Annotated in this window: 17 protein-coding genes; 9 read left to right on the plus strand and 8 right to left on the minus strand. The window is 38.6% G+C overall.

From position 1 onward, the window contains the following. The first annotated feature begins 115 nt into the window (after window positions 1-115). Window positions 116-8,860 (plus strand): hypothetical protein, encoded by an 8,745-nt coding sequence (locus tag IPP74_10055; protein MBL0319610.1) that lies wholly within the window; start codon window positions 116-118, stop codon window positions 8,858-8,860. 35 nt (window positions 8,861-8,895) lie between these two features. Here the strand turns inward: IPP74_10055 and IPP74_10060 are convergent, their stop codons facing one another. The 4 genes from IPP74_10060 to IPP74_10075 all read right to left on the minus strand — a co-directional run bounded on the left by IPP74_10060 (window position 8,896) and on the right by IPP74_10075 (window position 13,005). Further along, on the minus strand, window positions 8,896-10,707 hold the full coding sequence (locus IPP74_10060) for a hypothetical protein (protein MBL0319611.1): 1,812 nt from the start codon (window positions 10,705-10,707) through the stop codon (window positions 8,896-8,898). 727 nt (window positions 10,708-11,434) lie between these two features. Then, window positions 11,435-11,617 (minus strand): hypothetical protein, encoded by a 183-nt coding sequence (locus IPP74_10065; GenBank protein MBL0319612.1) that lies wholly within the window; start codon window positions 11,615-11,617, stop codon window positions 11,435-11,437. Between the two features lie 119 nt (window positions 11,618-11,736). Next, complete coding sequence (locus IPP74_10070; GenBank protein MBL0319613.1) at window positions 11,737-12,480, minus strand: hypothetical protein; 744 nt, start codon at window positions 12,478-12,480, stop codon at window positions 11,737-11,739. Window positions 12,481-12,759: 279 nt separating this feature from the next. Then, a complete protein-coding gene (locus tag IPP74_10075) occupies window positions 12,760-13,005 on the minus strand; it encodes a hypothetical protein (protein MBL0319614.1) in 246 nt (81 codons plus the stop codon). A gap of 113 nt (window positions 13,006-13,118) precedes the next feature. Here IPP74_10075 and IPP74_10080 point away from each other — a divergent pair, with 113 nt between their 5' ends. The 8 genes from IPP74_10080 to IPP74_10115 all read left to right on the plus strand — a co-directional run bounded on the left by IPP74_10080 (window position 13,119) and on the right by IPP74_10115 (window position 17,133). After that, a complete protein-coding gene (locus IPP74_10080) occupies window positions 13,119-13,730 on the plus strand; it encodes a hypothetical protein (protein ID MBL0319615.1) in 612 nt (203 codons plus the stop codon). Between the two features lie 9 nt (window positions 13,731-13,739). Beyond that, window positions 13,740-14,099: a hypothetical protein gene (locus tag IPP74_10085; protein MBL0319616.1), complete on the plus strand. Its 360-nt coding sequence runs from the start codon at window positions 13,740-13,742 to the stop codon at window positions 14,097-14,099. 93 nt (window positions 14,100-14,192) lie between these two features. Continuing rightward, on the plus strand, window positions 14,193-14,489 hold the full coding sequence (locus IPP74_10090; GenBank protein ID MBL0319617.1) for a hypothetical protein: 297 nt from the start codon (window positions 14,193-14,195) through the stop codon (window positions 14,487-14,489). A 39-nt stretch (window positions 14,490-14,528) separates the two neighbouring features. After that, window positions 14,529-15,026, plus strand: coding sequence for a hypothetical protein (locus IPP74_10095; GenBank protein MBL0319618.1), 498 nt, complete (start codon window positions 14,529-14,531; stop codon window positions 15,024-15,026). Beyond that, entirely contained in the window at window positions 15,023-15,304 is a 282-nt protein-coding gene (locus tag IPP74_10100) for a hypothetical protein (protein ID MBL0319619.1), read from the plus strand. The genes IPP74_10095 and IPP74_10100 overlap by 4 nt, the downstream gene beginning before the upstream one ends. Then, complete coding sequence (locus IPP74_10105; GenBank protein MBL0319620.1) at window positions 15,294-15,605, plus strand: hypothetical protein; 312 nt, start codon at window positions 15,294-15,296, stop codon at window positions 15,603-15,605. The genes IPP74_10100 and IPP74_10105 overlap by 11 nt, the downstream gene beginning before the upstream one ends. A gap of 280 nt (window positions 15,606-15,885) precedes the next feature. Next, entirely contained in the window at window positions 15,886-16,569 is a 684-nt protein-coding gene (locus IPP74_10110; protein ID MBL0319621.1) for a hypothetical protein, read from the plus strand. Window positions 16,570-16,785: 216 nt separating this feature from the next. Beyond that, window positions 16,786-17,133 (plus strand): hypothetical protein, encoded by a 348-nt coding sequence (locus IPP74_10115; protein ID MBL0319622.1) that lies wholly within the window; start codon window positions 16,786-16,788, stop codon window positions 17,131-17,133. 59 nt (window positions 17,134-17,192) lie between these two features. Here IPP74_10115 and IPP74_10120 read toward each other — a convergent pair whose 3' ends face one another. The 4 genes from IPP74_10120 to IPP74_10135 all read right to left on the minus strand — a co-directional run bounded on the left by IPP74_10120 (window position 17,193) and on the right by IPP74_10135 (window position 18,805). Next, window positions 17,193-17,579: a RusA family crossover junction endodeoxyribonuclease gene (locus IPP74_10120; GenBank protein ID MBL0319623.1), complete on the minus strand. Its 387-nt coding sequence runs from the start codon at window positions 17,577-17,579 to the stop codon at window positions 17,193-17,195. 180 nt (window positions 17,580-17,759) lie between these two features. Further along, window positions 17,760-18,149: a hypothetical protein gene (locus IPP74_10125; protein MBL0319624.1), complete on the minus strand. Its 390-nt coding sequence runs from the start codon at window positions 18,147-18,149 to the stop codon at window positions 17,760-17,762. Continuing rightward, window positions 18,124-18,396, minus strand: a complete 273-nt coding sequence (locus tag IPP74_10130; protein MBL0319625.1) for a hypothetical protein — start codon at window positions 18,394-18,396, stop codon at window positions 18,124-18,126. The genes IPP74_10125 and IPP74_10130 overlap by 26 nt, the downstream gene beginning before the upstream one ends. Then, the gene (locus tag IPP74_10135) at window positions 18,356-18,805 is read right to left on the minus strand and encodes an N-acetylmuramoyl-L-alanine amidase (GenBank protein ID MBL0319626.1); all 450 of its coding nucleotides are present in this window, start codon (window positions 18,803-18,805) and stop codon (window positions 18,356-18,358) included. The genes IPP74_10130 and IPP74_10135 overlap by 41 nt, the downstream gene beginning before the upstream one ends. Window positions 18,806-18,813: the final 8 nt, after the last annotated feature.

Here is an 18,813-nt window from a genome sequence, read left to right on the forward strand (position 1 = left end):
TAGCAAAAATATTTCCACATAATAATTGTTAACTTATTACCATATTTCTGGTATAATCCTGCATAAATTCATGAATTAGTATCTTATATAAGAGATTACGGGGACGGTTATAGCTATGGTAAAAAAAAGTAAAAAGGCAGATCCCAAAGATAACCAGAAAAAAATGAAGCCTAATCCCCAAAAGGCTACACTTCCAGGATCAGACGATGGTAGTTTTGAAATAATAAAAAAATTCTTAGGTAATCAAGCGAATATCCCTATCATCCAGTATGAAAAAGAATTAATTTCACTTATAGAATTCTATTCTATATCCAAGGAGGCTGTGAAATCCAAAAAATTTAGTCGGGAAATAGTTTCAGATGGTATGTCTGAGGCAGGAAAGGCTTTGTTTGATTGGCTAAGGGCGCCTGTTGAAGCTAATGGAAAAATAAATTACTTTGCTAGTTGTTATAGTAAATGTATTAGTGCAACAAAATACATAGCCGAGCTTTCTATTCCCTATGTACAATCGAGCCTATCTGCCAGCTGTCAGTCAATCATTGAAGGCCTTGGCGAGATTACATCAAACCCATGGCTTAAGCATGCTATAAGTCAATGGGTTAACCATCTTAAAAACAACTTAGATCCCATTTCTTTTGAGTCATTTTTAAATGAAAATTGTAATAAAGATAATTCAATTGATTCATTGATGGGCTCAGAATATAAAAAGGAAGAATCTAAACTAAATCAGGGCCTTGATCAACTCTATCAGACGATGCGTTTGATCAACACAATTGATAATAATATACCCAATCAAAAGAAAGGCGTGAAGCTTTTTTCTGCATTTCATACTCAGGAAACACTTGCTCCACTTGGGCGGATAGCCTCCTGGAACCTGGAAAACATTTTTTCTCCAGAATTAAAACCCCTTGTTGCTAATCCAGAAGGGGTGAATTTTGTCCGTTCGGTTGCCGTTTTGCAACAGTTATTGCAAGGTTACCCTAACTTGCAGTTAATGTTCCTGGAAACAGCAATGCAGGCTGTGAAGGAAGGGAAAGTTAATGATTATCTCAATCCTGAAAACATCGACGTCCCTTATATTAAAACGTTGATTAAGCAAAAAGAGAAACATAATCGAAATGTCGGTAGGCTCAAAGCTGAATGGAAGGCTTTTAACAAAAAACAGGAAGTCGTTGAATTATTTGAGCAGGTTAAGAACAATTTTTTGGCCTTGGGCGAGATAGGCGAGCCCTTAATGAACACCTTACCCCATGCATTTCATACCAGTTACACAAAGGCGTATTTCGCCACTCGTAAAGAAGTAACCGGAACTGAGTTAAAGTTGCTACAATATATTTTTGGACAATATAGCGCTTATTACGTTGGTGAAATTATTAAGCCTTATTGGGAAAAAAATGCTAAAGAATATAGGGAAAAAGCAATTGTAATCCTCCATAAAGAAAATAAACCGTCAACTGATGAAATGGCTATCAATAAAATAATCAAAGATCTGCACCTAACGGATTGCAAGACGGGGTTTGGGCAGAAGCTGGAAATGGCTATTCTTAAATTGGATAAAATCAAAAAAGATAAAAATAAAAATCAAAAGGAGAAGAAAGAACAAATAGATGAATTATACAACGACCTTCCTGAACAATTAAAGAGAAATGAATTTAATAAAAGTATTAAGGATTATTTTTGCGGGAGTGTTTCTGATCCTTTAACTCATGAAATTTTTAGCGAAATTTTAGATATAGCAACATGCAGAGTTAATGCTTCTAAGCCACTTGAGGCAATAGGGGATGATAACCTGCAAACGTTGCGAAATTCTAGCGTTCATTTATCACATCGAAATGATATTCATGAAGATGAGCGCCAAAGAATGATGCACCAAGCGTTTGGAGGATCGTTTGATTCTCTTTTCTTAGGTACGCTTGAATCTTGGTTTAAACAATGTAAAAACAGAACGCGTGCTGAATATTTAGAACCTGTTTTTTCAAGTATTATGGAGATTAAAAACGTTGTTCATACTTATAAATTTAAGATGATTAATGATTTTATTGATCAATCAGATGCGATACTTGCATCAGATGACACTATTGATGAAAAAGCAAACCGGTTTGAAGAGGCATTTAATCAATTTTCAAATCAGTACAAGCATGTTCTTAAGCATGCTAAAGAACATGAACAAGCCGAAGCGTATAAAACTGAGCGTTTGTTTATTAAAAAACTTTGCTTGCCAAAGTCCGATGATAATAATATGGGCTCTTTGGAAAAAAGAGTGGGTAATTTGTCTGAAATAAATAAATTGGATGCCAATGTACTACCCTCTGAGAACCCACTTAAAATTCCAAAGAGCCAAAATATATTGCTTGCTTTTGAGAAGCTAGCAATTATAGAGAGCTGGGCCGAGGCTAATTTTGAGATGTTAGTTGGCTATTTTCCTGCGTCTCTAGAGCGTACAATTGAGTTAAATCAGCTTGATAAGTTGAACGGTTATACTGGTTATAGTGTCGATCAATGGCAGGCAATTAGCTACTTAGCCATCCTTAATGAAGTGCGTTCCTTTTATCGAGATGCCTCACATATTCTAAGCGATGAAACTCTATCATATCAATTCCGTAATTTTAAATTTAAAGAACGCGTAAACCTCTTTGTACAGACGTTTGATAACCGTTCGAATGATATTGCAACCCCGACCGGCAGAAATAGAAATCAAAATAAAGGGAGGGGATCTCGTACTCCTGTTTCTCTCCTACCGCAGTCTAGTTCTAAAAAATCGGTATTTAATAAAGCTCAGTCTCTATTTAGAAATCGCTATACGCAAAGTCGGGATGACACTATCAATACGATACTTCTTAAATTAAAAGAATATTATAATAGCAAATATCATTCTAGCCATTTTTCTCTAGATGGTTCTAAACATACGTCTACTTTACAGGACTTAAACACAAGCCTTTCATTTCACTATGTTATCGATAAATTGTTCAAGGACGAAATCGCTTCTCAGCATATCAACCCGGTTCATATCCTTAGTTTTCTTGGACGAGTTTTTGAAGATAAGGCGTCTGGGTACGAGAGGCAAAATAAGTCACAAACCTATAAATCTGCTGCAGATTACCTTGATCTAACGCGTACAGGAACAGCTTTTGAAGTACTCTTAAATAATGAAAGAGGAGATATTCTTAAAGATATTGGTGCCATTATCGAAAATAAAAATTTTCCTCTTGCGGATCTTGCGAACAAGCTCAGCTATTTTGAGGAATTTACGCTGAGCAATATTTTTAAAGAGCTAAGAAAATTCCCTTTTGCAGGCCTTGTTCCACTCATTGAACGTTATGAAGCCTTAATAGCCGAAGCAATGAGCTATTCTGAAATTAAAGGCAATAATAAAGCATTAATATCCATTATTAACTCTTTAACCGATCCTAAGAGCAACACCTTAAACGGATTTAAGAAGTTGCGTGATCTTTATAATAAAGCCCAAAATAATATTACGTTTTCAATAGACGATATTCTTCCTAATCTATCTACCCATTTAAAGAAAACACCCGTAAAAAAAGAGGATATTAGTAGATTTCGCGAAATATTAAGTTTTTCCAAAAAAAGCTCCCCCATAGATGAGGCTATGAATGGCTTACTTCCAGAAATAAAAGATTTTCTTTCTTCGGATTTAGAAAATCTTCCTGACGATGACAAAAAAATAACTAAATTAGACAATGCTTTGATCATCTTTAATAATCCCCGTTTGCTAAATAAAGCGGGGTTTAGCATTCAAGTTGAAGAGGCGTGTGAGAGCTGTATTAACAATCAATTTCAACAGTTTATAAATGGACTTCAAGCGAATGATGTCCTTTTAAAATCTCCCTTGGATACACTCTCCAATATTAATAATGTTCGAAGAATATTGGATGAGTTATATGATTCATACTATGACCAAACGATTAGTGATGGAAATTATAAAGATACCAACCTTATTCTTAATCATGCATCGCCACAGCTAAAATCATTTAACGAAATACTTAAAGAAAATCAATATGATGTTTTTGATAAACTCTACATGATTGAAACATTATCCCAGAAACTCTGTGACTATGGGGTCTTTGTTTTAGCCTGTTCAAAACTTCACAATAGTGTTCGTGATAAAGTAGAAAATATAAAATTAATTCATTTTGAACGTACGGGTGCTATTATTCCCGCAAACGTATTAGGGACGGAAATTGAAGCGTTAGGTTCTAAGAAAAAAAGCGATATTTTTAAATCGGAGATCAACGATTACGTCAAGGAAACGGGGCTTCCAAAAAATCAAACGTCTCAAATTCGAAAGAATCTCAAACGCTATTTGACCAATTTTATTACCTATTATCAAACGGCTGAGCAACTGGAATCCCTTATTAACACCCAAGCAGAAGGGCGTGTGTTTAAACCCAAACTTATTGGTGAGGAGCATCTTGGTGACCATAATGTAAATGCTGTGCAACAGCAGCATCTGGAACTCATCCATCAAAAGAACGTATTTTCTTCTGATAAAATCTATGAATTGATGCTAGGGGAACACATCAATGCAGCCAACAACGGACACAGGATTGAGCGTTATTTCTGGTATGATGGTCTAGATAATGAGTCAGGCAATGGCATGCATTTTCTTAATAACTCTGGTGTGCAATCTGATGTAAACGGAAGCAATTTTCATATTGCTTATTTTCCTCGATCGTCTAAGGACCCTAATGACATTCAAGATAAAATATTTGAACGCCAAACCCATTTTCTAAGCGAAGCGTACCGTTTAGACTTATGCCAGCTATTTGAAAATTATAGTGATAACCCTGTTAATAAAGAATGGTACTATAATTGTATTATTGGTTTGGGAGCCCGTTTTCTTGCAGCGGATAGTTATAAACACTATACATCACAAGGCGATGTTTCAAAACTAGTATTTGGTGATTTTAATAAGGATAAACAATTTATTGAAAAGTTAAATATACGATCACATGAATCTTTAACATATTTGTGGCGATTTGATCCCTCTGCGCTGGAGAAATTCCTTAGATCTATGGCCTATAACCAAAATGATCCCCCTCTTGCTCATAGGGTTACCCATACCTTTCAAGGCGGTCAATATACCAAAATAAGTCCGAAAAAAATAAATTCTATTTATGCATACATCGAGCATAATATTTTATACGCTCCTTTATATTCTGCATTTTACTATAATAGTTTGTTACCATCGTCTGTGTTATCGTTACATAGAGTGAATGATCCGAAGGAGAAGGCGAGCGAATGTTTTAATCAATGTATGCAAGGGAGGTACAAATCACTTCCTAGCCCTGTTAGTTTTGATTCTTTAATATACATAATAACACAGGACGCCATAAAAAATCGAGACGCTTTGCTTAATTATATTGAGGATGGCTTGGATAAAGGTCAGGGTATTCATGCTAAATTTTCAACCCTCGAAAAATTTCGCATTTATGAGGAAATATGTAAGTCTTTAGTAGATGATGAGTACAAGGTTGATTTATCACGTATTTTTGATGAACAAAAAATCAATACCGATCATGTCAGGCTGATCGAATTGCGCTTGAGCCAATTATTAAATAACGATCCTCTGGCAGAAGTTGGTAACCCAAATTATAATTTCTCTCAGGCACACCAACAGAAAAAATACGGTTTGCGCACAGCCATGCGTTTAATGGGATTAGAAGAGCAAGTTAGAGCCGACATATGGCACGATGTTGTCGTTACTCCGTTAAGAAAACATATTGAAGCGTTAAAACAGGATGAACAAGAGCGGGAACAAATCGAGCGTCAGCAACAACAGCAGGCAGAACAAAAGCTGAACCAGTGCAAGCAGGCACTTATCCACGCGTGTTATAACAACGAGGCACTTAATGACGCACGTAAATTTTATAAGGATGAACGTGCGTTGTTTAATAAGGCAACCCAAGATTTATGGGTAGATGCAGGAAGTAATGTTGGAACTTTAGGACAAATGTCACTCGGTAGGTCCGATTTAATCCCACAGTTTAGCTCAACCTATAATATAAATAAAGGGAAGCAATTTTCTCGCCTTAACGCTAATTATTTTGGTGATTCAGCAGATGAGTTTAAGGATAATTATAATGATTTATATAGAGAACTTCAAAATAATGATCGACGGCTCCCTACGGAAATAGCGATTCAATCTGCCGCTTATTATGCCTTCAAAGATAGAATAGATACATTAGTGAGGCTAACAGATAGCTTATTACCAAGAAGGCCTGCTAATTTAGACGCTCTTCCAAATCTGGATGGCCTGTCCAGCTCGTTGAAACGTCTAAATGAAACAACTTTTTCAAAAGTATTCATGGATGACGGTGCTGAACACGCATGCATAGTACGTATTTTTGAGGATCCGCAGGCAATATTAATAAATGAAGCTACCCTTGTTGCACAGTATTTTATCGATTCAGTGATGACTGAAAGTAACGATCAAGAAGTTTGGGAAACAAGGAGAGATGCCTTTCGTTTATTGTCAAGTGATTCTAATAATATGGAAGTATTATTCAATCAAATTGCCGAACTTCTAAATTTAGAAAACGATAATCCACTTAAGCGGGCCGGACATTATTTTGTTATTGATATTTTCAATGCAATAAACCTCACTTACCGAGATCAAGAAACTCAACAACATCAAAGAGTCATTCTGAAAGAGACTATTCAAGGGATCCTTACGCAAGCGCAGGAGAGGTGTCGGCTGCGCATTTGTGAATTAGATCAGCAAAAAGATGAAGAATTACAGCAAGAGCAAGCTCGGCAACATCAAAAAAAATTGGAGATCATTAAAGCGCATATACTGGTGAGTAACCAAAGTATGTTCCTAAATAACGATGTGGACAATGAACCAGAGAATGTTTTCCAAGCATTTGAACAAATTGAAAACGAATTGCAACAGCGACAAATGGATGTAGGTGCCTTGGTTCCCCTAAGAACCAAGATTTTGAATCCCAATGAGAAGGCTAAGATACAAGAAAACCTCGAATCTTATAAACAAGCGATAACAACAGCGTTTGAATCTTCGATTTTAAATCCATTCCTTGCTGTCTTGCAACAGAGATATCCAACGGATATAAACCAGCCATTAACCAATATTGCCAACTTGGTTGATCGCCATCGCCTCTTAGGCCAGGCAGCCAATGCGCGAGTGCGTGATGATTTTGGGCAAGATATCGCCTATAACAATATTAAAACTCGATTATTCCCTGATGTGCATTCTGACCGTTCAAAGGCCTATTGCTTAAATCTATTTAAAACGGCCTGCGAAAGAGAACAAGCCAAAATTATAGACGGCGAGGGAGCACCTGTTTTGGCGGTAATGGAAGGGGTTAAAAATGATTTAGATAATAAAATTTCAGAAATACTTTATCCAAATAATCTCGCACAAGACCAAATTATAAACCATCTTAATGCGATGAAATCAATTTACCGGGTTGCTATAGAAGCTAATTCATTCCAATACGTTAATGCGATTTTAGATACCCTTACGAATCAAGGTTTCAACATCGATCTCATAAAGAATTCTGCTGGAGTATTTTTTGGTGACACCGAAGATCAGCCGGGCATTAGGACATTTCTTGGCAAGTTGGATAATAATCGAGGTAATGCCATATGGGATCAATTTAAACAAAACGCGAATGCAGAGTTTCAATTGCAAATAAACAACTGTGATTCGATTATCAGTAGTCATCAAGAACATAACCAACAACTGAACCAACAACTGAACCAACAACATCAAGAACGTAATAATACAATTAAATTAGCCCTGCTAGAGACTCCAACGGAAGAAACGGCAAACGTCTTAGTAGCAAATCATACAGGGAATTACACAAATCAAATTATCGAATCCCTTAGTTGGATTGATGACCAACTGAACATTCTTGGTATTACTCAAGAAACGTTGAATGGCAATCAAGAATTTTCTCAAGCAAAGACTGCGATTGCCGCGGTAGACACAAATCAAGCGGATATGCAGCTAGCATTAACCGCATATAACAATGCCATTGGTGCCCTAGTATTTGCACATAATCCTGCTTTGATTTTAAATGATAGGGACGAGAAAGCAGGTGATAGTATTGGGGAAACAGACCTCATACTCAATGATGTTATGGTTACTAAAGCCAGGAGCCTTAAGGACGAGAGGGCACGTCACATTGACGATCCTGTAGCAAATGATGAAGAGGATTTGGGGCTTGATAAGTTTTTTGAAGAGATCATCGTGCCAAAAGAAGGGAATGGAATATTAGAAGAAGCGCGAGAAGAAGAGCTAGAAGAAGCGCTAGAAGAAGAGCTAGAAGAAGCGCTAGAAGAAGAGCTAGAAGAAGAGCAAGAGGAAGCGCTAGAAGAAGGTCTCAATATTGATGCGGAGCTTCCTGCCGCTAATCCAATAGTCCCGTTGGTTCCAGAAATACCTGCAGTGGTATCTCGTCCCAAATCGGTACCGGCTTCTGCTCGAGAAAGCAAGCCATTGCCGATAGAGCCCTGGATTCGCCCAGGAAAAGGACTGGAGAAGAAGCAAACCGCTAAAAATGAGCAAAAGATAGCTGGTGCAGGTCTAGGTATTTCTGGACTTCTCCTCATTGGCTTTATTGCATGCCTCTTCTTGGCTCCCGCTACTTGGATAGTCGTTGCACTTGGTGCGGCCACATTCGGCCTGGGTGGATCTTCGGCCGTCTTAGGTGCCAAAGGTCAAAGTGATATGAAAAAGGCTAGCGATTTAATTTGCAGAGAGCAAGCGCATCAAGGGGGGACACAAACACAGACATATCATCCCAACTCTCATGTTAATAACCTTATAAAACAGAGGCAGGGCGGGCGTGGTGGGGAGAGGGCTCGGACAATTTAAAAGATCTCAGTAGCAGAATCTACTTTTAATGATCCTTACGCCGCTGCAGCTGCACCAAACCCAGCAAATTGTGCTCCCAGATGGTGACGTTTTTGGAACGAGGTAGGAGCAAGAGTTTGGGCGGGAGTGGAGATTTTGTCGTCTGCCTGGATTTGTTTTAGCTGTTTATTAAGTTGTGTACCCATCTCTTCTTTCGATTGCTCAAGTGATACTTGCTTTTGCTCAAGCCTTTTAATCTCAGAGGTTCTATCTTTGTTTTTAGCCTTCGCTCCACCGGCTCCCACAGCGGCAGACACAAGTGGCGAAAAAAACAGTAAGCCAATGATGAAAAGTGGGGAGGCGGCGAACATCATGGCTGCAAACCCAAGAGCGAAACCACCACCAATCCCCAGGGCTCCACAGCCCTTCGCCCAGCGTTTAGGATCGTTTGGTGTTTGAGAGGTGAGGCTTTTAATTTTTTTGCTGTTAGCCACTATCAATTTACTGATTTCTTGAAAATCGTTATTGAGGGAATGATAGGTGCTTACTGGATGGGTAGCAAGTGCTTGTTGGTTTTTCGATTTTAGTTTAAGTTCGCGCTCTCTGCGTCGTTGAATACCATAAAAACCGTAAGGATTAGCTAATTGATTGCGTGCATTTCTTACGTTTGCTTCGGTATAGCGCTTTCTAAAATCATGTTCGCTTTTATATTTAGGATCGTGTTTGGATGTTTCATTAGCTGCTTTTTGGAATCGCTGCTTGTAGATGTCGTATTGTTCTCGGCCATTATACCTAACAATTTCTCCATTATCAAGATTTCGGGTTAAGTTGCCTAGATGGTCCTTTATAAAATATCGTTTTTTCTGACAGCCTCCCTTATTCATGAGGGCATTTTTTGCGCGAACCCACTGATTTTTAAATGTGCGCCAATTGCTCTCAGCACTAATTAGCCATTTACCTCCTCTGCTCTCTTCAAGTCCATCAAACATAATTTCCGTTTCTGAGGGGGTACTTCGATGCCCTACTTGGAAAAGACTTTGATCAAAAAAAGGATTCACCATTTTTGACATTATATGAATATTACCATCTCTTTTTTCTACTCGGTAGGCTGCTTTTATCCATTCTGGACGAATAAAAGGAAGGGTTAGTTCTTTTAAGCGGCTTCCATAAGGAGCATAAGGGGCTAACGAAACAGCGGATGCTCCCTCAGGAGGATAAATAACAAACACCCAATTGCGAGAATTCTGATTGGTGTGACCAGTTCTGATATATTCAAGAGCAATGTTAGGATCAAGCGTTGTTGAAACACCTACTGCATTTGCTGGAGTTTTTTTATCCCAATGGGTATGGATTGAGAATTCATACCATTTAGCGTCATTTTCCGGAGCTCTAATATGACCATAGCGAAAGAAATTCTCAACAGCCGCTTCACTTATGCCACTTGCACCACGATAAAGCACCTCATCTCCCTGAATAGCTGCTCCAGGGATCTGGTTTGTCGTTTTCACGTCAGCCAAAAGCAGTTTCTGTTTGACGAATTCTTCATGAATTGTACTATGGATGTTATGTTCAATTTTTTTCTGAATATCTTGAGGATGGCGCATGCCCCAAAATTGGTTAAGCGCATTGATTTTTTGACATAGTGCATTTGCTGCATTGGGTGTTACTAGACGATGCCCCGGGACTCCACAAATTTGTAGTAAATCCGTGTATTCACTTCTGCTTTGTAAAACTTCGCCATTTTCTATCACAGAACGTAGCGGAACAGGTAGTGCCTCATTATTTGGTATATGTAAGCCATACGTGTTATTTAAATAAGCCCTTAAGAGCGTTAGCTTCTGACCCTTCAATTGATTGTTGAGATTCAATAATGTATCAGCGTCTCTAGCATCATTGAAAGTACCATTTGGGTTGCATTGAGCATTTCCAAGAGTGTCATAAATGGTCTCAATGGTGTTGATAACGGTAGTTCTTTCATCACAGTTGTCAAAGTTATTAATTAACTGATTGCTATCACGTAATTTTGCTTGTTCAATACCCCAGTTAATGAGCTCATTTATATGTCCGTTACGGGCAGGATTACCAACTGTCCCGCAGATTTCATTTCTTAAATCTTCAAGGATGGGGTCATTTAATCGATACTTTGTTGGATCATCGCAATGTTGTGTGATACGGGGGCTATTATTGATTCCACAGCGATAATGAAGGATCCCTGCAAAGGCCTGATAGGTAGTCGTGCATCCGCTGTTAGCCCCATCAGCATTGGCAGCGGCTATGATTCGAGTTTTTGTATCTTGAATAAACTTATCCTGATACCTTATAACGCCTCCTCATATACTTACTCTGTTGTTATGTTTTTTTACTGTAAAGGGCAGGGAACCCTGCCTGGATCACAATAAACTAAAACATCCTGTAGTATATCACATAATCCGACTTAATCATATACTCCTTTTTTATGACGTTATGATGAAAAAAGGCGATGAAAGATCAGAAAAAACGCCTGATTTTGATATTTATCAGACACCTTACATGATCGCATTAAAAAAGGTCTTGCGCTAACACGCAAGACCTTTTGTGTAACCATCAAAAACGTGATTAGTTTTGTTGACCAGGTTTTTGTTTTTGTTGTTGTTTTTGGTCTTGTTGTCTTTGTTGTTGTTGTTTGGGTTGTTGTTGGCTCGATTGTTTTTGCTGTTGTTGTTGATTTTGTTGTTGTTTTTGTTGCTGCTGTTGCTGCTGTTGTTTCTGTTGATTTGGATTTTGAGGTTGATTAGCCATAACGAACTCCTAATTCTAAATTGTCAGTACTGGACCACCATTGGCCCATTTATGAGATTAAAGATAAATGGTTAATAGGCCGTTAACAAAGGTAGTGCCTGGACGAATGTTTAGATTGTTCACCGTGGATGGTCTGTTGTTTTTAGTTTATTTTCCATAATATATATTATGCGGCTTTCGATAGCACAACTGATATGTTCTTTCATGTCGTCGATATACCGCGACTCCCATACACTGCCTGGTTCACCCACTTCACGTTCACCATTCCAAAAATTTTTAAAACCTCTTTTTGAAAAGTGTTTTTGATAATGTTGATTATGGTTAGTGTTGTTGTGTATATAGGGGTGTACTGCCACTTCATCCTCACCCTGTACTGTCACTTCACCCTCCCCCTGTACTGCCACTTCACCCCTGTGTATAACATTGTGGATAACTTCGTTATTATATTGATGTGTATGGATATTTTCTTCTTTTGCCTTGCGTTCAGCATCATCAAAATCATCGTTGGTAAGGTTTAACCCTTCTGGGTCATTGTCCCATATTATTTTAATAAAATTGGTTGTTTGCCTCCCCTTTATTTGTTCACCAGGCTTAGCTGTTTTAATTTTTGGCTTCCCTTTGTCATCTAAGGTACTCATGTCAATATAACGATGTATCTTTTTTACATATCCCTGATCCACTAAATCATTTATATGATTTTGAATATTCCGTTCGCCACACCCTAAAAACTCTGCTAAATGTGGTATACCAACAAAGGTTAAACCATTTCGGTTTGATCTATAACACAGATATGAAAATAGCTTGTAAAGGTGAGCTGGTAACTTAAAAGCCCTAAAAGGAACTTGTGCATATGATTCTGTCATTTTTTATCCTTAGCCATGGTTAGCAGTTGACAGACACCACCAAGCCGTAGATAATCACCCGCACGGCTCTTAAGGTTTCTGTGTTTTACTTCGCAAAATAAAAACAAACCGGCCAAAATAACTCGATTCATTTTTATCCGCTAAACAATGGGCTTCCAACCCATTGTTTAGCTACCGTTTTTTATCCCTCGATGAAAAAAACACGCCTAAGCGTGCTAATAACCTTCTTTCTTCCCCTATTTGATTCTTATAAGTTTTTTACGCATTGTCAAGGATGGTTTAAGAACCGTCTTCTTTGTTCGCGTCTTGGTTGTCCTTTTCTTGGGCTTTTTTGTTTTCTTTTACAAGATCATTCGCCTTCGCCATTGCCCTTTCATATGTTGAAAAATAGAAATCCTTTCCGTGTCTCATGCGATGCAGGGTAGTTAATGATAAGTCGGCTTTTTTAAATAGTTGTGAGACTGTTAATTTAGCCTTATACGCCGCACGGGTTATATCCTCTAACAATTTTTCGCGTGTTATCATGTTAACCTTTATTAATTTTAGATGCCACCTATTGTATCATTAATATATTAACTTGCAACCCTCTGTATATATGAGCTAACCTTGATTTAGGGGCTATGATTTATAGGGGAAAAATGTACAGCGAAATAGACACACTCGGTATAATGCATCTTGCTAGATCACCATTACATTTTTCATATTATTTAGAAAATCATATTCAGTTCAATAATCAATTTGACGGTCTTGCTATTTATCTTGAAAGGGATATTAAAATACCAGAAATTGAGCGGCTAAGACAGAACAAACACTTTCAGGTATCGCCACCATTCAAATGGGTTGATAATGGCATTAAGTGCGTTTGCCAACCTCATTTCTACACAAAGGATATCGCCGTATGGTTCGTGCGATCTGATAACGCAAGCCTTTGCCATTTCAGCCTTCAAATGCAGGTAGAGAAGCTCTACGTACTTGCCGCTTGGCTAACACGAGGTATAGAGATAGCTACAGGCTATAAACCAATGATTGTTTTTTCAGCACTTGAAGATTACGCGCCCCATGCACACGGGCTATATATGGTTGATCTTAACACGATCCTGGAAGGGCAACAGGAAATATACGGGTTACTGGAAGGTTACAGGAAGTGCTGTGAAGATGAAAACTGGCATAGTTATAGTTCACGGATTGAAAAAATATCGCTACCTGGGAAGGGGAGCGGTGTATCTACACCACTAACATCATGGATATAGGGGGAATACATGCTAAAGGGGATGATATCAAAGCTTGAATATGCTTATAAGAACAATAAATGGAATTGTGAAAGTGAAATACTGGAAACTTCATTGCTTATTTCTAACGTCTTAGAACGGCCAATACCAATTGATGATAATGAAAAGATTCATATGGCTTGGGGCTATGCTTATATCCAGCACTTAATGGTCTTCCCTGCGTTCCACAGGGGAGTGATAGCCCTGGTTCGCCGGTTATTTGATGAAAACACCTATTTACGGGAAACCATTAAACAGATTCGCGCTGACCTTGCGGCAGAAAAAAAAGATCAAACAAGGCTTGATGCCAGGGATGAATGTGATTTTGCCCTACTAAACCTTCATTATTAAGACATTTTTAACTATGTCCTTTTATTATACATAATTGTTGCATATGTTGTATATATGTGCTATACTAAAAATAGGACAGAATGAGGTTAATTTATGTTACACACAAACACTTTTAGGAACAATTTCATAACCCGTATGAGTGTCGCCACAACAAAAAGAGAACCAATTATTTCTATGATTGCTTTCGGCACAGAAAATTATAGGGTAGAGACAAAAGGACGGCAATACAGGATCGTTGACCTGGCAACCGGCAATCATACGGAATGGGGACACTGGCAATCAAACTATGATTTCCTGAAAGAAATCTATGAAGCCTATCCAGGGGTTTTCGATGCCACATGCAGAGATCACTTCACGGTCAATATTAAACCTTATATTGCTACCCATTAAAAATAAATTAAAATCTCACAGGGTTATCAAGGAATCGTTATGCAAGATCAATATTTTCAATGGGGCGTGGCCTTATTTTTAATCACAATTACATGGTTTGTTTCTGAAATCTGGAAACACAGCAATCAAATTAAGGGTGGAATAAGCCGTCTTGCAGCACTTAATAAACGCTCTCCATTTATTTTGTATCTAAAGCCTATCAATCCTAAACTTGAACAAGTGGGGTGGTTTAACCCCACTCTTGATAATGATAATAGCGTGATTTCAGGTAACTTTATTGTTTATTTAAATAATTACGCCTTAGATCAAAGACAGCTCCTAGGTTACGCAAATAATATTGCTGGAGCACAAGGACTTGCCAAAAATCATGAGATGAACAACCCTGGCAACCCCAATGTAGGTTATTATGCCGTACCAACGGATGATTTTACTGCATACATACAGGGTTTATGTGATAAAGACCAACGTTTAGGGGCATATATCTATGCCCTTGCAGGTAAGGATATTTTGGGTCAATGCGCAAGGATAGACTTATGAATGCCCCAATACTAAGAAAACCATTAGAACCAGAGCCATGCAAATCTTGTGGTCAGGTACTTGATATGTGTAGCCCAATTAGTCATGAAGTTAGGGAACCTAACCCTGGTGATTACACAATATGTTTTAATTGTGGTCATGTTACAGTTTTTGATGAAAATTTGTTATCGCGCGAAATGACGGATAAGGAAGCAATTGCCATTGCTGGTAACCCACTTATAGTAAGGGCACAAACATTAAGAAAGAAATATAAGGATAATAGAGAAAGTGCTACGTAAATTATTATCTCCACAAACCGAAACAGGAACATACCGGATTGAACGTTATCAAAATACGGCTCACACCATGCCTATCTTATATAGCTTCAATTGCAAGATATGTGAGAAGGAAAGCTTTAACCAGGATGATGTTAAACACCGTTATTGCTCTATCTGTGATTTTTTCCACGGTATGTCTATAGTGCAGGAATATGTTGATTCACTTGAAGATGGATCATGCTTTAAAGAGTTATACCAGAAGGTAATAGTCATGCGTAAAGCTTGGCTTGAAAAAATGAACTCAACACCGGCAACACAATGAAATCAATATCCTTATTTGAAATAATGGGCATTGCTTTTGTTATAGCAGTTATGATAATTGTAGTGATATTATTTGTCTTATTTTTTGCTATTGCGACGATTATTGAAATAATATCATATATACTTTCTCCACTAACAAAATGTGGCAGTTGTCGCCGTAAAGAGGCATACGTTATGTGTAAAGTTTGTTCTTATGAAAACTGTCATTTTCTTGATCGAAAAGACCAAGCAGCCTATTATATAAGTTAGGGGGCGTGGGTTACAGTCATTTTGGAGACTGTATGCCTAATACTGATATTACATATACACAAGATTCAACTGAAAAGATGAATATTAAAAAGGGTGGACGCTTTGATTTTACCAATGCGGCGGGGATTGTCCAAGTTATTCAAGACAAAACTACCCTTCCCTTACCGAATATTGATCAATCCATAGGGCAAATAACTTATTCTTTTACCATTGAAGCAGACGGGCAAATTACTGGCTCTGGTGCAAACGCAATATCACGTGGATGGTGGTATGGATTGTTAGTGGATGTGCTTAAAAGTGGGAATGGGTCTGCTCATGCATTCACGGCCAATATCCAAATTGATCAATGCACAAACTATAATGAAGGTGGTGCATTTCAGGGACGTGTCACAAACATTGGCAGCCAGAATGCCTACGCATCTTTTTCAGAAGGTATTGTTGATGATGGCGGGTTTATTACGCGATTAACTGGCTTTGCATCCAGGATTATTAAACGTGCAGCATCATCCTTGGCATACAACTTCTTTGCAAGCGCGGAAGGTACGCAGGTGATTGATGCAGTCCTTGCAGTGCAGAATCCAAGTGGGTTAGGCTGGCGGCGCGGGATTGACTTTTCAAAGGGACAATTCAGTGATGCGGCTATTGTCCTTAAGCAAGGTCAAAAGATCAATTGGGTTAATGCCAATGGGCAAGTCATAAAAACACTTTCTTATTGACCAACACATACAATATGTGGTATGTCTTTGGCTCGCTTTATGAGTGTGGATTGAAACAAAAATCACCGGCTTAAAGAGGGTATGAGCAAGGTAGCTCCTTGCAGAAATCCGGACTTAGCATAGACTACAGCATACCACTGTTTAAGTTTAGAAAAGGTTTAGGCTAAAGGAAATCGCTATCCCTTTAGCCGCTCTCTTTAAGCCGGTTAATATAGCTTGCCAAATAATGAAATTAATAAATTGTCCTCACTGCTCAAAAAGGATAAACAGGTGGTTGAAATCTTAAATGAAAAAAGCATGAAGCTTTCAGAAAAGTATGCTAATCAACAAGTTGAAATACCAATACAACCGGTTAATGAATGTATAGAAACAATTCGGTATTGTTATTTGGTTTTCTGTAGAAAGTGTGGTTGGGCAAAGCACATAATTCCAGCTAGAACGGAAGCATCTATTGGAGTGGCGATAATGAAGAAAGAAAGATGTGGCAATGGTTGTAGGGGGAAATTATATATACAGAATGCCAATGAAAAGAACACCTATGATCCAATTATGAAGGAAAAATAACTTCCAAGTTGACCATTTTGCCGATATCAACAAAATGGTCAAAATTGATGACAAAAACATTAGGCACAACTGAAAATTTCACAGATAACATAACCTCCCTTCTCCGGCAACCATCGTTGGGTATTGCTCATAATCTTTGAATCATCTTCAATAATGCCCATATCAACCAGGAAATCACTAATGCACTTTTCATAGTTGGCGCAATCACGTTTTCTATTAGCCTCCGGCGGGGCATATGAATAGACAACGTTCACATGGCCTTTGATATTAGCCCGTTTCTGCGTCCATAAGGAATCACTGGCCGCTTTATACCATTTTTTATTTACTTCCGTCTTCACGCGCCCAACCTTGGCATTATTGAACGCTGAATTTACGGATGGAGGCATGGGTATTTTTAATGTTACATCCGGCTTTCGCTCATACCAACCAAAGACATTTTCACGCACACACTTACCACACATTATTTTGATTTTCGTTCCCACGCGGCAATCAACGCTTCCTGGCGGTGCTTGCACTGGTTATATTCCCCAATCGTATACCCAATGTATTCCAATAAATCATTGGGATATGCCGGTTCCTGGATATAATCCAGGTTAGGGCATGGTGTACAGTATTCCGGTGGACAACTACTTGGTTGAGTCGTTAAATTCGTTGAGCGCACGCACCCCATCAACAGGTGCGGCACAATCAGTACCAATAGCCATTTTCTTTGCATCGTTAAGCCTCTTTTGAAGTTTCCTGTTTTGTTCCTGGTATACCTGCAAGTGTTGCTGGTATATTTCATTTGCCTTTAAATCCATTTCCCTATCTTTGGCATTCTTATCCATTATGGCTTTGATCTGTGCATTCACCTGGTCAACCTGTTCGGCCTTATCAGATTTACCACGATGATACCATCCGGCAGAATATGACAGTGCCAGAACAAGCATCACCCCACCTGTTATCATTACCCACTTCTGCGTCAAGAATTCCCACAAACGCGCAAAGCCCTTAGCAATCATTATCAGCATCAACATGTTTACGCCCTCTCTTATTGGTAGAAATAAATTTTGATGCCATGGCCGTTAAACCACCCGCACCCCCATATGCAGCAAGCTTGGTGTCTGTCGTACCACCATTTTTGTATGCGTCCCACACGAATACGGCAGTTGTCACCAGGCTGGTAATAAAAAACCATATTTTGCTTGTTGATAACGTCCCATCCCCACTGTCAGTGAATAGATCACGGACGTGCCACCGCTGGCTTGATATTTCCTTTTTCATCTAACCCCACAACTAAACGATAATTAAACACAGGACATGTCTTGTTTGATACTTCACAGTGGCCATGGAAGGTCACCGGCAACTTGCGTTGTTTATAGGCGGTGTCAATTGCCATACACATTGCCTTCAAAGATTTGAACTGTTCGTCTGAAAACTGATTAAGGCCACCAACACAGATAGCAATGCTTCCGGCATTATATCCTTCCTGGGCGGCTGGCGTTAATTCAAGGTCGCGGCCAATCCAAATTTCACCACGTTTATTGATAAAATAATGATACCCGATCTTATGGAACCCCCTTTCAAGATGCCATTGGGTTATGGTTGCAATATTGTCATGTTCTGGCCTGTCACTGGCAGAACAATGAATAAACACTTTAATCACCCCGCGTTTAGGTGGCCTGAAATCTATTGGTTGCA

The organism is Alphaproteobacteria bacterium, from assembly GCA_016722515.1.
Taxonomy (GTDB): domain Bacteria; phylum Pseudomonadota; class Alphaproteobacteria; order Rickettsiales; family JADKJE01; genus JADKJE01.

What these genes read in the sequence shown, in the direction of transcription:
- IPP74_10055 (MBL0319610.1), top strand. Translation starts at nt 116, where the DNA reads ATGGTAAAAAAAAGTAAAAAGGCAGATCCCAAAGATAACCAGAAAAAA.
- IPP74_10065 (MBL0319612.1), bottom strand. Translation starts at nt 11,617, where the DNA reads ATGGCTAATCAACCTCAAAATCCAAATCAACAGAAACAACAGCAGCAA.
- IPP74_10070 (MBL0319613.1), bottom strand. Translation starts at nt 12,480, where the DNA reads ATGACAGAATCATATGCACAAGTTCCTTTTAGGGCTTTTAAGTTACCA.
- IPP74_10075 (MBL0319614.1), bottom strand. Translation starts at nt 13,005, where the DNA reads ATGATAACACGCGAAAAATTGTTAGAGGATATAACCCGTGCGGCGTAT.
- IPP74_10080 (MBL0319615.1), top strand. Translation starts at nt 13,119, where the DNA reads ATGTACAGCGAAATAGACACACTCGGTATAATGCATCTTGCTAGATCA.
- IPP74_10085 (MBL0319616.1), top strand. Translation starts at nt 13,740, where the DNA reads ATGCTAAAGGGGATGATATCAAAGCTTGAATATGCTTATAAGAACAAT.
- IPP74_10090 (MBL0319617.1), top strand. Translation starts at nt 14,193, where the DNA reads ATGTTACACACAAACACTTTTAGGAACAATTTCATAACCCGTATGAGT.
- IPP74_10095 (MBL0319618.1), top strand. Translation starts at nt 14,529, where the DNA reads ATGCAAGATCAATATTTTCAATGGGGCGTGGCCTTATTTTTAATCACA.
- IPP74_10100 (MBL0319619.1), top strand. Translation starts at nt 15,023, where the DNA reads ATGAATGCCCCAATACTAAGAAAACCATTAGAACCAGAGCCATGCAAA.
- IPP74_10110 (MBL0319621.1), top strand. Translation starts at nt 15,886, where the DNA reads ATGCCTAATACTGATATTACATATACACAAGATTCAACTGAAAAGATG.
- IPP74_10125 (MBL0319624.1), bottom strand. Translation starts at nt 18,149, where the DNA reads ATGTTGATGCTGATAATGATTGCTAAGGGCTTTGCGCGTTTGTGGGAA.
- IPP74_10130 (MBL0319625.1), bottom strand. Translation starts at nt 18,396, where the DNA reads ATGAAAAAGGAAATATCAAGCCAGCGGTGGCACGTCCGTGATCTATTC.